The 13,369-nt window shown below is 70.1% G+C and carries 10 protein-coding genes and 4 pseudogenes; 7 read left to right on the top strand and 7 right to left on the bottom strand.

The genetic code is table 11. From position 1 onward, the window contains the following. The first annotated feature begins 94 nt into the window (after window positions 1-94). Window positions 95-2,842: a pyruvate, phosphate dikinase gene (gene ppdK / locus CES90_RS35730; protein WP_373313277.1), complete on the top strand. Its 2,748-nt coding sequence runs from the start codon at window positions 95-97 to the stop codon at window positions 2,840-2,842. Window positions 2,843-3,061: 219 nt separating this feature from the next. Continuing rightward, window positions 3,062-3,566, top strand: a pseudogene (locus CES90_RS35725) (IS701 family transposase); the annotation flags it as partial. 75 nt (window positions 3,567-3,641) lie between these two features. Here CES90_RS35725 and CES90_RS35720 read toward each other — a convergent pair. Continuing rightward, window positions 3,642-4,112 (bottom strand): NUDIX domain-containing protein, encoded by a 471-nt coding sequence (locus CES90_RS35720; protein WP_189781317.1) that lies wholly within the window; start codon window positions 4,110-4,112, stop codon window positions 3,642-3,644. A gap of 2 nt (window positions 4,113-4,114) precedes the next feature. Then, window positions 4,115-4,204: pseudogene (locus CES90_RS50295) on the bottom strand (XRE family transcriptional regulator); the annotation flags it as partial. On the opposite strand from CES90_RS50295, the pseudogene CES90_RS35715 reads away from it, so the two are divergent. Both CES90_RS35715 and CES90_RS35710 read left to right on the top strand, forming a co-directional pair. After that, window positions 4,199-4,435, top strand: a pseudogene (locus CES90_RS35715) (protein kinase family protein); the annotation flags it as partial. The pseudogenes CES90_RS50295 and CES90_RS35715 sit on opposite strands and share 6 nt — an antisense overlap. 245 nt (window positions 4,436-4,680) lie before the next feature. Beyond that, a complete protein-coding gene (locus tag CES90_RS35710; protein WP_189781316.1) occupies window positions 4,681-5,616 on the top strand; it encodes an oxidoreductase in 936 nt (311 codons plus the stop codon). A gap of 52 nt (window positions 5,617-5,668) precedes the next feature. Here the strand turns inward: CES90_RS35710 and nirD are convergent, their stop codons facing one another. Genes nirD through CES90_RS35695 form a run of 3 tightly spaced genes read right to left on the bottom strand, consistent with a single transcriptional unit; the run spans window position 5,669 to window position 9,858 of the window. Then, the gene (gene nirD / locus CES90_RS35705; RefSeq protein WP_189781315.1) at window positions 5,669-6,019 is read right to left on the bottom strand and encodes a nitrite reductase small subunit NirD; all 351 of its coding nucleotides are present in this window, start codon (window positions 6,017-6,019) and stop codon (window positions 5,669-5,671) included. Continuing rightward, on the bottom strand, window positions 6,016-8,640 hold the full coding sequence (gene nirB / locus CES90_RS35700) for a nitrite reductase large subunit NirB (protein ID WP_189781314.1): 2,625 nt from the start codon (window positions 8,638-8,640) through the stop codon (window positions 6,016-6,018). The genes nirD and nirB overlap by 4 nt, the downstream gene beginning before the upstream one ends. Continuing rightward, window positions 8,641-9,858 (bottom strand): NAD(P)/FAD-dependent oxidoreductase, encoded by a 1,218-nt coding sequence (locus tag CES90_RS35695; protein WP_189781313.1) that lies wholly within the window; start codon window positions 9,856-9,858, stop codon window positions 8,641-8,643. Between the two features lie 358 nt (window positions 9,859-10,216). On the opposite strand from CES90_RS35695, the gene CES90_RS52130 reads away from it, so the two are divergent. Both CES90_RS52130 and CES90_RS35690 read left to right on the top strand, forming a co-directional pair. Further along, window positions 10,217-10,438, top strand: a complete 222-nt coding sequence (locus CES90_RS52130; protein ID WP_373313276.1) for a hypothetical protein — start codon at window positions 10,217-10,219, stop codon at window positions 10,436-10,438. A gap of 4 nt (window positions 10,439-10,442) precedes the next feature. Beyond that, window positions 10,443-11,035: pseudogene (locus CES90_RS35690) on the top strand (sulfite exporter TauE/SafE family protein). A 7-nt stretch (window positions 11,036-11,042) separates the two neighbouring features. On the opposite strand, the gene CES90_RS35685 reads toward CES90_RS35690, so the two are convergent. Both CES90_RS35685 and CES90_RS35680 read right to left on the bottom strand, forming a co-directional pair. Next, complete coding sequence (locus CES90_RS35685) at window positions 11,043-11,666, bottom strand: class F sortase (RefSeq protein WP_189781312.1); 624 nt, start codon at window positions 11,664-11,666, stop codon at window positions 11,043-11,045. Between the two features lie 131 nt (window positions 11,667-11,797). Further along, the gene (locus CES90_RS35680) at window positions 11,798-12,403 is read right to left on the bottom strand and encodes a hypothetical protein (protein ID WP_189781311.1); all 606 of its coding nucleotides are present in this window, start codon (window positions 12,401-12,403) and stop codon (window positions 11,798-11,800) included. A 299-nt stretch (window positions 12,404-12,702) separates the two neighbouring features. On the opposite strand from CES90_RS35680, the gene CES90_RS35675 reads away from it, so the two are divergent. Next, window positions 12,703-13,338: an NADPH-dependent FMN reductase gene (locus tag CES90_RS35675; protein WP_189781310.1), complete on the top strand. Its 636-nt coding sequence runs from the start codon at window positions 12,703-12,705 to the stop codon at window positions 13,336-13,338. Window positions 13,339-13,369: the final 31 nt, after the last annotated feature.

Raw genomic sequence — 13,369 nt, 5'->3', positions numbered from 1 at the left:
GCATGACGCACAAGTGGACGTACCCAGGAGCCTTCGATCTGGGTATGTTCCTCGCCGTCAGGGCAGCCACCGCGTCCTCAAGGAGTTGGGACCTGTGTCGGAAAACAAAGATCCCCACGTAGGCCACGTAACTCAGAGTGTTGAGGGCGTGAAGTTTGTTTATGACTTCACCGAGGGCAACAAGGATCTCAAGGACCTCCTCGGCGGCAAGGGCGCGAACCTCGCCGAGATGACCAACCTCGGTCTGCCCGTGCCGCCCGGCTTCACCATCACGACCGAGGCCTGCCAGGTCTACCTCGACAGCGGCGAGGAGCCCGCGGCACTCCGTGACGAGGTGAGCGCGCACCTCGTGGCCCTCGAAGAGCGGATGGGCAAGAAGCTCGGTCAGGCCGACAACCCGCTCCTCGTCTCGGTCCGCTCCGGCGCGAAGTTCTCGATGCCCGGCATGATGGACACCGTCCTCAACATCGGCCTCTCCGACAAGTCCGTGAAGGGCCTCGCCGACCAGGCGGGCGACGACCGCTTCGCCTGGGACTCCTACCGCCGGCTCATCCAGATGTTCGGCAAGACCGTCCTCGGCGTCGACGGCGACCTCTTCGAGGAGGCCCTGGAGGCGGCGAAGGCGGCCAAGAAGGTCACGGTCGACACCGACCTCGAAGCGGCCGACCTCAAGAAACTCGTCACCAAGTACAAGAAGATCGTCAAGGCCGAGGCCGGCCGGGACTTCCCGCAGGACCCGCGCGAGCAGATGGACCTCGCCATCAAGGCCGTCTTCGACTCCTGGAACGGCGACCGCGCCAAGCTCTACCGCCGCCAGGAGCGCATCCCCGGCGATCTGGGCACCGCGGTCAACGTCTGCTCCATGGTCTTCGGCAACCTGGGCCCCGACTCCGGCACGGGCGTCGCCTTCACCCGCGACCCCGCCTCCGGCCACCAGGGCGTCTACGGCGACTACCTCCAGAACGCCCAGGGCGAGGACGTGGTCGCGGGCATCCGCAACACCGTCCCCCTGGCCGAGCTGGAGTCGATCGACAAGAAGTCGTACGACCAGCTGATGCGGATCATGGAGACGCTGGAGAACCACTACAAGGATCTCTGCGACATCGAGTTCACCATCGAGCGCGGCCAGCTGTGGATGCTCCAGACCCGCGTCGGCAAGCGCACGGCGGGCGCGGCCTTCCGTATCGCCACGCAGCTCGTGGACCAGGGCCTGATCGACGAGGCCGAGGCGCTCCAGCGCGTGACGGGCGCCCAGCTCGCCCAGCTGATGTTCCCGCGCTTCGACGAGGACGCCAAGGTGGAGAAGGTCGGCCGGGGCATCGCCGCCTCGCCGGGCGCGGCGGTCGGCAAGGCGGTCTTCGACTCGTACACGGCCGTGAAGTGGTCGCGTTCCGGCGAGAAGGTCATCCTGGTCCGCCGTGAGACGAACCCCGACGACCTGGACGGCATGATCGCCGCCGAGGGCATCCTGACCTCGCGCGGCGGCAAGACCTCCCACGCGGCCGTGGTCGCGCGCGGCATGGGCAAGACCTGTGTCTGCGGCGCCGAGGAGCTGGAGGTCGACACCAAGCGCCGCCGGATGACCGTGCCCGGCGGACACGTGGTGGAGGAAGGCGACCTGATCTCGATCGACGGGTCCACCGGCAAGGTCTACCTGGGCGAGGTCCCGGTCGTCCCCTCCCCCGTGGTGGAGTACTTCGAGGGCCGGATGCACGCGGGCGCCCACGACGCCGACGAACTCGTCGAGGCGGTCCACCGGATCATGGCCTTCGCGGACCGGAAGCGCCGTCTCCGTGTCCGGGCCAACGCGGACAACGCCGAGGACGCGCTGCGCGCCCGTCGCTTCGGCGCCCAGGGCATCGGCCTGTGCCGTACGGAGCACATGTTCCTCGGAGACCGCCGTGAACTGGTCGAGCGGCTGATCCTGGCGGACACGGAGGCCGAGCGCGAGGAGTCCCTGAAGGAACTCCTGCCCCTCCAGAAGCAGGACTTCGTGGAGCTGTTCTCGGCGATGGACGGCCTCCCGGTGACGATCCGTCTCCTGGACCCGCCGCTCCACGAGTTCCTGCCTGACATCACGGAACTCTCGGTCCGCGTGGCCCTGGCGGAGTCCCGCCAGGAACCCCACGAGAACGAACTCCGCCTGCTCCAGGCCGTCCACCGCCTGCACGAGCAGAACCCGATGCTCGGCCTGCGCGGCGTACGCCTCGGCCTGGTCATCCCCGGCCTGTTCACCATGCAGGTCCGCGCCATCGCGGAGGCGGCGGCCGAGCGGAAGAACGCGAAGGGCGACCCGCGCGCGGAGATCATGATCCCGCTCGTCGGTACCGTCCAGGAGCTGGAGATCGTCCGCGAGGAGGCCGACCAGGTCGTCGCGGAGGTCGAGGCGGCGACGGGTACGGAACTCAAGCTGGCGATCGGCACGATGATCGAGTTGCCGCGAGCCGCGCTCACCGCCGGCCAGATCGCGGAGGCGGCGGAGTTCTTCAGCTTCGGCACCAACGACCTGACCCAGACGGTGTGGGGCTTCTCGCGGGACGACGTGGAGGCGAGCTTCTTCACCGCGTACCTGGAGAGGGGCATCTTCGGCGTCAGCCCCTTCGAGACGATCGACAAGGACGGCGTCGGTTCCCTTGTGAAGCTCGCGGCGGACGCGGGCCGGGCCACCCGCCCCGACCTCAAGCTCGGCGTCTGCGGCGAACACGGCGGCGACCCCGAGTCCGTCCACTTCTTCCACGAGGTCGGTCTCGACTACGTCTCCTGCTCGCCCTTCCGGATCCCGGTGGCCCGCCTGGAGGCCGGCCGCGCGGCCTCGCAGTCGGCGGGCAGCGACCACCGGTAGCCCGTACGTTCGGCCACCGGTAGGCCGTACGACATCCCCCGAACCCCGGAACCGCCGCTTGTCCCCGACCGACCCTCACCGATGGGCGGCGGTTCCGGATCACGAAAAATGAGGGCGGCACCCCGTGCGGGGGGTGCCGCCCTTCTCGCTTGGACCACCTCGGCGAATAGGACTTCGTTAGGTCTTTCCGCCGGGTCTGTTCGGGAGCATGTTGGTTGTGTGGATGCACATGAAGTGAACCGTGTTCGGGCGACGTTGGCGTTATACGTGGCGGATGTGTTCGCCTCGGTACCGTGCAAGGACCAGCGGGCCAAGGGTGACTGCTATCTGCGGGGGCTGATGCTGGTACGGCCGCCGCAAGTCCATCCAGGCCATGGCTGCGCGGCTGCCGGACGGCAACGAGCAGAACCTGCAGCAGTTCGTGAACCAGTCGAAATGGGATCCGGTGCCCGTGCCACGGCGGCTCGCTGAGCGCATGCTGCCGCTGATCGAGCCGACGGCCTGGGAGATCGACGACGTGTCGGTGCCGAAGGACGGCCGGATGTCGGTCGGAGTGGCCCCGCAGTATTGCGGGGCCTTGGGCAAACGGGCCAACTGTCAGGTCGCGGTCAGCGTCCACGCCGCGACCGATACCGCTTCCTGCCCGCTGCAATGGAGGCTGTTCCTGCCCAAGGAGTGGGCGTCGGAACAGCGGGGAACCACGAGCAAAGCGGTCCAGCCCGAAGAGGCCGCAGCCCAGCCGTTCGCCCAGGTCAGCGGCCGGAACACCCGCAAATGCTCGCAGCTTTCCAAGCTGAGGTCAGCCGAGATAGGGCCGCTCACGGTGCTCCAGGAAGTGGCGGATCCGGAGCCGTTGCGTGTGGTGCATCGGCAGTTGATCTATTTCTTGCGGCTGGACGAACCGCAGCTCCGTGGACTCGTCCGAGATCGCGAGTCGGCCGCCGACCATGCGGGCGGTGAAGCAGATGTTGAACTGTCTGCGCACCTCACCGTCCGAGTAGGCGATGATGTGGCGAGGGTCGGTATACGTGCCCACGAGCCCGGTGACCTCTACGTCCAGCCCCGTTTCCTCCTTCACCTCGCGGACGGCCGTTCCCGGGAGTGAGTCGGTCATCTCCATGCCGCCACCAGGTAGCGCCCAGAGATCGTTGTCTCGGCGGCGCTGAAGGAGCACGCGCCCTTCGTCGTCGGTAACCACGGCGGACGCGGCGACCACCAAGCTGTTCGGCTCCGGTGCTGCTGGGTCGTCGTAGTACTCGGTCCGTGACATGGTCACCCTTCTGTTACCGGCGTCGCGGTCTCCCACACAGCGTTGAAGCTACTGGCGTAGGTGTCGAACATGCCGCCCTCTCCGCTACGCCGGAAGCAGATGTCTACGCGCTCGGCGCGTCCCTGCTCATCTCCGCCACCGGCTGGCGGGCGGTCGAGTACCCGGACGACGCTCCGCGTCCGGTCCAGAGGGAGGCCGTGGCGAACGGCAAGCGCCGCCCTGTGAAGGCACCTGGTGAGCTGGGCGAGTTGATCGACGCGATGCTCAGCCACGCCCCGGAGGACCGGCCCACCATCTACGAAGTGGGCAAGGCGCTGAGCTGACTCCCGAACAAAGAGCCGGACCACCCCTCAGCCTGGACAGCATTCCGGGTGGTCCGGCGCGGAATCCCTACGACGCTCATGCGTGGGACTTCGAGAGTGTTGCGGCGGCGGCGAGTGCGGGGCTGCTCCGTCTGCACCTGGGGCCAAACCGGCAGATGCGAAGGCGCCCACCCCCGCAGCCGCCCCATGCCCATGCCCCTACCCCTGCCGTAACCTGAACGCGCCGCTTCGGGAAGGAGCCGTCCATGTCCGGCTGGAACGCGCACGACATCCCCGAACAGACCGGCCGTACGGCCGTCGTCACGGGAGCCAACAGTGGCATCGGCTATGCCGCCGCCCGTGAACTCGCTCGCCGCGGCGCCCATGTCGTCCTCGCGTGCCGGAGCGAGGAGCGGGGTGCCGCCGCCCTGGACCGTATGACCTCCGAAGTCCCCGGCGGAAGTGTCGAGTTGATACGGCTCGACCTCGGGGATCTGGACTCCGTACGGGAGTTCGCCGCGGCGTACGGCCGTACGCACGACGACCGCCTCGATCTGCTGATCAACAACGCGGGTGTGATGGCCGTGGCCGAGGGGCGGACGGCGGACGGTTTCGAGACGCAGTTCGGGACGAACCATCTCGGGCACTTCGCCCTCACAGGGCTGTTGCTGCCCACGCTGCTTGCCACCCCCGGCGCGCGGGTGGTGACCCTCTCCAGCGGTATGCACATGAGGGCCAACATCGACATCGACGACCTCAACAGCGAGCGGAACTACGGGCGTTGGCTCGCCTACGGCCGCTCCAAGACGGCCAATCTGCTGTTCACGCACGAGCTGGCCCGGCGGCTGGCCGCGATCGGCGCCGATGTCGTCGCGGCCGCCGCGCACCCCGGTTACGCGGCGACGAACCTCCAGACCTCGGGTCCGAGCGCGGAGGGCCGCAAGGGCATGGAGGCGTTCATGCGGATCGGCAACCGGTTCTTCGCCCAGTCCGCCGAGGCCGGCGCCCTGCCCACGCTGTACGCGGCCACCGCACCCGGCGTCGGCCAGGACGCCTTCATCGGCCCGTCGATCATGATGTGGCGCGGCTCCCCCGCCAAGTCGCCCCGAGCCTCCTGGACCCTCAACGATCGGGCCGGCGAACTCCTCTGGGAGGAGTCGGAGCGGCTGACCGGGGTGACGTACGACCAGCTGAAGGCATGAAACGTGAGAGGCGGGTCGCACACCCTCGTGCGCGACCCGCCTCCGGCATGAGCTACGCCGCCCGCACCTCGTAGACCGTGATGCGTACCGTCTCGTCGTCCAGGCACTGCCCGTTCTCCAGGTCGAAGCGCTGCTTCAGGAGCGGGGAGGCCACGAACGGGCGGCCCTGGTGGGTGCCGGTGAGGCCGCGGGAGAGGACGGCGGCGCCGCCGAAGGGGTCGCGGTTGTCGATGGCGTACAGCTTGCCCGCGCGGTCCATGAAGAGCGCGGCCTGGTTGCCGTCGGGGAGCAGGGCGGCCACGCCGCGGCCCGGGGTCAGTACGGCCAGGTCACAGACCGTGAACCAGCCGTCCGCCAGCCGCAGCTGGATCTTCACATCGGTTTTCTCGGGGGCCAGGGTCATCGCTGGGCGCTTCCTTCCAGGACTTCTTCGGCGGCGGCGGGCCGCAGGCCGATGGACAGCAGCGGCAGGTCGGGCTTGATCTGGTCGCGCTCGGGGACGAAGCCGACGACCGGGTCCGGGGTGTCCGGGGCGTTGACGAAGGACACGAACCGGGCGAGCTTCTCGGGGTCGTTGATGGTGGAGGCCCACTCGTCGGCGTAGTGCGCGACGTGCGCCGCCATCAGGGACTCCAGCTCCTCGCAGATGCCGAGGGAGTCCTCCACGACCACGTCCCGTATGTGATCCAGGCCGCCGGGGATCCGCTCCAGCCAGGTCGAGGTGCGCTCCAGACGGTCCGCCGTCCGGATGTAGAACATCAGGAACCGGTCGATCAGCTTGATCAGTTCGGCGTCCGTGAGGTCCTGGGCCAGCAGGTCGGCGTGGCGCGGGGTGGCGCCGCCGTTGCCGCCGACGTACAGGTTCCAGCCGTTGGACGTGGCGATGACGCCGAAGTCCTTCGACTGGGCCTCCGCGCACTCGCGGGCGCACCCGGAGACCGCCGACTTGAGCTTGTGCGGCGACCTGAGGCCCCGGTAGCGCAGCTCCAGGTCGATCGCCATGCGGACCGAGTCCTGGACGCCGTAACGGCACCAGGTCTGGCCGACGCAGGACTTCACCGTGCGGAGAGACTTGCCGTACGCGTGGCCCGACTCGAAGCCGGCGTCCACCAACCTCGTCCAGATCAGCGGGAGTTGTTCCACCCGCGCGCCGAACATGTCGATGCGCTGGCCGCCGGTGATCTTCGTGTAGAGACCGAAGTCGCGGGCGATCTCACCGATCACGATCAGGCCCTCGGGGGTGATCTCACCGCCGGGGATGCGCGGGACGACCGAGTACGAGCCGTTCTTCTGGAGGTTGGCCAGGAAGTGGTCGTTGGTGTCCTGGAGCGCCGCCTGCTCGCCTTCGAGGACGTAGCCGTCGGCGCCGATCGTCGGGGCGAGGGAGGCGATGATCGAGCCGACGGCCGGCTTGCAGATCTCGCAGCCGTCGCCGCCCCGGGCGTCCTCACGGCCGTAACGGTCCAGCAGGTCCTGGTACTTGTTGATGCGCAGGGCGAGGACGATCTCGTACAGCTCCTCGCGGGTCTGCGAGAAGCAGGCGCACAGGCCCTTGTCGACCTCGACGCCGCTGGCCTCCAGCTCGGCGGTGACCAGCTGGCCGAGCACCTTGACGCAGGAGCCGCAGGTCGTACCGGCCTTGGTGCACTTCTTCACCTCGGGCACGGTGGTGCACTTGTGTTCGGTGACCGCGCCGCGGATCGTGCCCTTGCGGACGTTGTTGCAGGAGCAGATGATCGCGTCGTCCGGCAGCGCGGTCGGGCCGAGCTGGGCGGACTCCCCGGCGCCGGCGGGCAGCACCAGCGACTCGGGGGAGACCGGCGGGACCGAGCCGGTGAAGGCCTTCAGCGTGCCGTACGCCTCCGCGTCGCCGACCAGGATGCCGCCGAGCAGCGTGCCGTCCCGGCCGATGACCAGCTTCTTGTACAGGCCCGAGCGGGAGTCGGAGTAGACGACGTCCAGGCAGTCGGGGGTCGCGCCGTGCGCGTCACCGAAGGACGCCACGTCGACGCCGAGGAGCTTCAGCTTCGTGGACAGGTCGGCACCCGTGAACGACAACTGCTCGGCCTCGTCCGCCGCGATCGTGGCGGCGACCGTCTCTGCCTGCTCGTAACCGGGGGCGACCAGGCCGTACACCCGGCCGTCGGCGGCCAGCGCGCACTCGCCGATCGCGAAGACGTGCGGGTCGGAGACGGTCCGGCACTGCTCGTCGACGGTGATGCCGCCACGCTCGCCGACCGTGAGGCCGCAGGCGCGGGCCAGCTGGTCGCGGGGGCGGACACCGGCGGAGAACACCACCATGTCGGTGGCCAGTTCGGAGCCGTCGGACAGCTTCATCCCGGTGACCGCGCCGTCCTCCCCGACGACGATCTCCTGGGTGCCCACGCCCGTGTGGACGCTGAGTCCCATGTCCTCGATGGTGCGCAGCAGGGCCGCGCCACCGCCCTCGTCCACCTGCACGGGCATCAGCCGGGGCGCGAACTCCACGATGTGGGAGGTGAGTCCGAGGCCCTTGAGCGCACCGGCCGCCTCGAGTCCGAGCAGACCGCCGCCGACCACGGCACCCACCTGGGCCCTGGTCTTCGCGTACTCCTCGATCGCGAGCAGGTCCTCGATCGTGCGGTAGACGAAGCAGCCCTCGGCGTCCTTGTTCGGGACCGGCGGCACGAAGGGGTACGAGCCGGTGGCGAGGACGAGGACGTCGTACTCGAAGACCTGACCGGAGCGCGCGGTGACCTTCTTGGTCTCGCGGTCGACGGTCTCGGCAGGGTCGCCGACGTACAGCTCGATGCCGTGCTGCTCGATGAACGCCATGTCGGTCATCGACAGGTCCTCGGGCGTCTTGCCCGAGAAGTACGAGGTGAGCGCCACGCGGTCGTACGCCGGGCGCGGCTCCTCGCAGAGGACGACCACGCGGTGCGTGGCGGTCAGGCCGCGCTCGGCGAGCGCTTCGAGGAAGCGCTGGCCGACCATGCCGTGGCCGACGAGCACGATCGTGGGGGTGGCCCCCGGGGTGGCGGTCATTCAGGAGCCTCCATCGTTGGTGAGCAGGTGGAGCAGGGGAGCGCCGTTCGCGGGGAGCGGCTCTGCTCCCTCCCAGGCGCGGGCGAGCGCGCCCACGGTGCCGAGTTCGCCGACGAGCACCCCGCCGACCAGGCGGTCGTCACGGACGACGACCTTGCGGTAGGTGCCGCGGGTGGCGTCGGCGAGCTGGACGACGTCGTCACCCGGCCGGGGCTCGGGCTCGCCGAACGCGGCGAGATCGAGGAAGTCCGCTCCGGCGAGCGTCAGCCGGGTCAGGGCGCGGGTGCCGGTGTAGCGGGAGGCCGCGTTGCCTGCCAGCAACTCGGCGAGGACGTCGGCCTGTTCGAGCGCCGGAGTGGCGAGCCCGTAGACGTTGCCCTCGAACTGGGCGCAGTCGCCGATCGCGTGGATGCGCGGGTCGGAGGTGCGCAGCTCCTCGTCGACGACGACGCCCTTGTGCACCGCGAGACCCGCCTCCTGGGCGAGACCCGCCCTGGGGTGGACGCCGCAGGCGATGACCACGAGGTCCGCGTCGAGCGCGTACCCGTCGGCCATCGACACCGACCGTACGGCCCCGCCGACGCTGCGGACGGCACGTACGCGGGTCTCGGTGTGCACCTCGACGCCGAGGTCGGTGAGGTGTCGACGTACCAACTTCGAGGCGGACGGGTCGAGTTGACGCTCCATCAGCCGTTCGCCCTGCTGGGCGAGGACGACCTGGGCGCCGCGCAGGGCGAGTGCGCGGGAGGCGGAGACCCCGAGGAGCCCACCGCCGATCACGACGGCCCGTACACCCGGCCGCACCGCCTTCGACAGGCCCAGACAGTCGTCCATGGTCCGGAACGCGTGCACCCCGTCGGGGAACTCGTGCCGCTCCGGGTCCCAGAGACCGCGCAGCGGCGGCAGCACCGGGTTCGACCCGGTCGCCAGCACGAGCCTGTCGTATGCGACCTCCGCGCCGTCCGCGAGATGTACGGCTCGCATCTCGCGGTCGATACGGACCACCCGGCCCCGGGTGAGCTCAGCCGGCGCGGGCAGCGCGATCACCTCGGGGGCGTACCGCCCGGCCAGGACCTCGGCGAGCAGCACCCGGTTGTACGGTGCGTGCTCCTCCTCGCCGATCAGCGTGGCGGGCATGCCGAGCTCTCCGAGCCGCCGGGCGAGACGTACACCCGCGAGGCCGGAGCCGATCACCACCACACGCTCATTCGAGGTCATGTCCTTGAGCGTGCGGTGCCGGTGTTACCCGACCGCATCACATCTGTTTCCCACGAGGAACGCTGCCCTCCCCGCGGCCCCGAGGGGAGTGTGAGGGGTTTCCGGTGAGGTGGGGTGGGGTGTGAGGATGCCGGGGAACGCGCCGCTGACCTGGTGATACGAGGGTCGCGCGGGCGTATACGGGAGGGCGGGGGACGGCGTACGGCCGCGGCGCGCGCTCCGGGGCGTCCGGGCCGCCGGTGTCATAGCTCACGCCGTGGACTCACGCCCGGGCCCTCGCCGCCGCCTCCGCCCGCAACCTCAGAGATCCCTCAGGTCGATGGACGGCACACCTACCTCGCCCCATAGGGTCGCGATCATGCCCGACATATCGCTGACCATGGTCGTCGTCCTGTGCCTCGCCGCCCTCGCGGCCGGATGGATCGACGCCGTGGTGGGTGGCGGCGGGCTGCTGCTCCTCCTCGCGCTCCTCCTCGGTCTGCCGAACGGCGCCTCGGCCGCCCAGTACGCGCTCGGTCAACAGGCGGTCGCGATCGTCGGCACGACGGCGCGGCGATGGGGGCACCTCCCACGCCCTTGAGGCAGTGGGGGAGTACGCGCGCCGCACCCCGGTCGACGTACGGATCGCCGTACGGATCGGCCTGGCGGCCCTCGCCGGCTCGACGGCCGGCGCCTTCGTGGCCGCCGGAATGAGCACGGACATCCTGAAGCCGGTGGTCATGGTGGTGTTGCTGGCCGTCGGCGCCTTCGTGATCTCCGCCCCTCCTTCGGCACCGCCCCCGCCACCGGCCCCGTCTCCGCACGCCGCGTCCTCGCCGCGATCGGCCTCGCGGGGGTCGGCATCGGCTTCTACGACGGCCTCATCGGCCCCGGCACCGGAACCTTCCTCGTCCTGGCCCTGACCGCCGTCCTTCACCTCGACCTGGTCACCGCCTCCGCCACCGCCAAGATCGTCAACTGCTGTACCAACGCCGGCGCCCTCGCCACCTTCGCCTGGAAGGGCACGGTGTACTGGCAACTGGCCGCTCTGATGGCGGTCTATCAACCTCGTCGGCGGGACGGTCGGCGCGCACACGGCCCTGAAGAAGGGCAGCGGATTCGTCCGGGTCGTGCTGCTGACGGTGGTGTTCACGCTGGTGACGAAGATGGCGTACGAGCAGTGGCTGGCGTGATGTGACGGTGGCCTAGGGACGGCTCCCCGTGAGGTGGGCGAAGACGACGACGTTGCCCCGGTAGCCGGTGCCCTTCGTGTAACCGCCGCCGCAGGTGATCACGCGGAGCTCGGGCCGGTCGGCGGCGCCGTACACCTTCTCGTCGGGGAAGGCGTGGGCGTCGTACATTTCGACGGCGTGCACGGTGAAGAGGGCGAGGCTGCCGTCGCGCCGCTCCACCTCGATACGGGCGCCCCTCTCCAGCGCGCCGAGCCGGTAGAAGACGGCGGGGCCGTCGGCGTTGTCGACGTGCCCGGCGACGATCGCGGTGCCCTTCTCACCGGGTGTGGTGCCGGACTCGTACCAGCCGGCGAGGTTCTTCCGCTCGGCGGGCGGCACGTCGAGGCTTCCGGTGGGGGTGAGGCCGAGGCCCATGAGGGGGGCGTCCACGCGGATGGCGGGGATACGCACTCGGTCGGGCGGGGACGGGGGAAGGGCCGGCGCGGGGGGCTGCGTGGGGGGCCGGCCGCGGTGGGCCTGCGCGGCGGACGGCTGCGGTGGCAGGTGGGACGCGATGCCGTTGCGCAGCAGCCACGCGCCAAGGCAGAGCGCGACGAGGGTGACGCCCGCTATGAGGATGTTGGCGACGCGGCGCACACGGGCCTCCTTTCGCGCCCGAGGGTGGTTCCTCCCTCTTCCTCTCCGTTCCTCCCCTCCGGGCCGAGGGGCGTCGGACCCGGAGGGGAGGGGGACGGCGGTACCGGCGGACGGACAGCGGAGGGTGTCCGTCAGATCCCGTCGCCTCTCGCCCGGCGATGCAGGAGCCAGGTACCGCCCGCGGCGGCGACGGCCAAGGCCACCACACCCGCCGCGGTCTGCACGGGGTCGGGGCCGAGCGCGCCACCGACCCCCGTCTTCACACTGCCCCTCGGATGCGCCGCCGGTGCCATACGCGTGCCGGCGAGGGTGACCACGAGGTCCCCGGCGACCCGCCGGTCACCGTCCGCACAGGTCGCGACGATCTCGTACGTCCCCGGCTGCGCACTCGGCGGCACCTCGAACCGCCCCTCGGCCTTCCCCTGCCCGGAGTCCTGTGCGTCCGGTGCGTCCAGTGCGTCCGGTGCCATGGAAAAGGTGCCGGCCCCCACCGCGCTGGCGTCCCCCGTCGCGGAACCGTCCGCGCCGCAGGGCTCCGCGGTGACGGCGACTTCCTCGCCGGGGACGACCTGCGCCGGGGACAGCTCCAGCCGTCCGGCGTCCTCCCCGCCGTGCGCCGGCGCGGCGGCGGCGACGAGGGTCGCGACGGCGACGGCGACGGCTCCGGTGAGGGCGCCGGTGAGAGCCACCGCGGTGGCGAGCGCGGTTCCGGCCGGCGGCGGGGTGGTACGTCGCATCGTGCTTTGCTCCTCCGAGAGTCCACCTTGCCCTTCCGAGGTAAGTGGCAGACGTGCTGGAGCGCTTCCTGATGGAGCGTCAGAAATGATGTGAATGGGTGTCAGGAGGATGTCGACGGGAGGCGGGGAAGGTGGTGTTTGGGCAGGTCATGGTCGTGTGAGGGCTGTGTCGGGGGAAGAGATCGGGAAGAGGGGGCCGTGAGGGTGTGAACGGGTGATCGGGCGTGGAGGTCCGGCCTCGGCGGGGTGCTTGGCGGTGACTTGACCTCAAGTAAAGTTGAGGTAGGAGGGTGGTCGCCATGAAGACCGCTACGGATACCCCTACAGACGTCCGCACCGCCCCCTCCGCCGCTTCCACCTCCTCCGCCCCCGTTCGGGTGACGGTGGTCGTCGGCAGCAACCGCACCGGCCGCTTCGGCCCGGTGGTCGCCGAGTGGTTGCTGGGCCGGGTGCGCGCGCACGACGACTTCGAGGTGGACGTCGTGGACGTCGCCGACTTCGACCTCCCGACGACCTTCGCCCCGACACCCGAGGTCACGGCACAACTGGCCGAGATCACGCCGAAACTGGCCACCGCCGAAGCGTTCGTGGTCCTGACCCCCGAGTACAACCACTCCTACCCCGCGGCCCTGAAGAACCTCATCGACTGGCACTACCACGAGTGGCGCGCCAAACCGGTCGCCCTCGTCTCCTACGGCGGCCTCTCGGGCGGCCTGCGCGCCGTCGAGCACCTGCGCCAGGTCTTCGCCGAACTCCACGCCACCACCGTCCGCGACACGGTCTCCTTCCACCACGCCCACACCTCCTTCGACGACACCGGTCACCTGAAGGAACCGTCCGCCCCGACGACCGCCGCGAAGGTGATGCTGGATCAGCTGGCGTGGTGGGGGAGGGCACTGCGGGAGGCGAAGGAGAAGCGGCCGTACGGGGGGTGAGGAAGAAGGCCTGCCTCAACGCCGAGGCAGG

The sequence above is a fragment of the Streptomyces capitiformicae genome (assembly GCF_002214185.1).
In the GTDB taxonomy this organism is placed as follows: domain Bacteria; phylum Actinomycetota; class Actinomycetes; order Streptomycetales; family Streptomycetaceae; genus Streptomyces; species Streptomyces capitiformicae.
The sequence above is the reverse complement of the archived record's forward strand: the minus strand, read 5'-3'. Positions and strand labels throughout refer to the sequence as shown.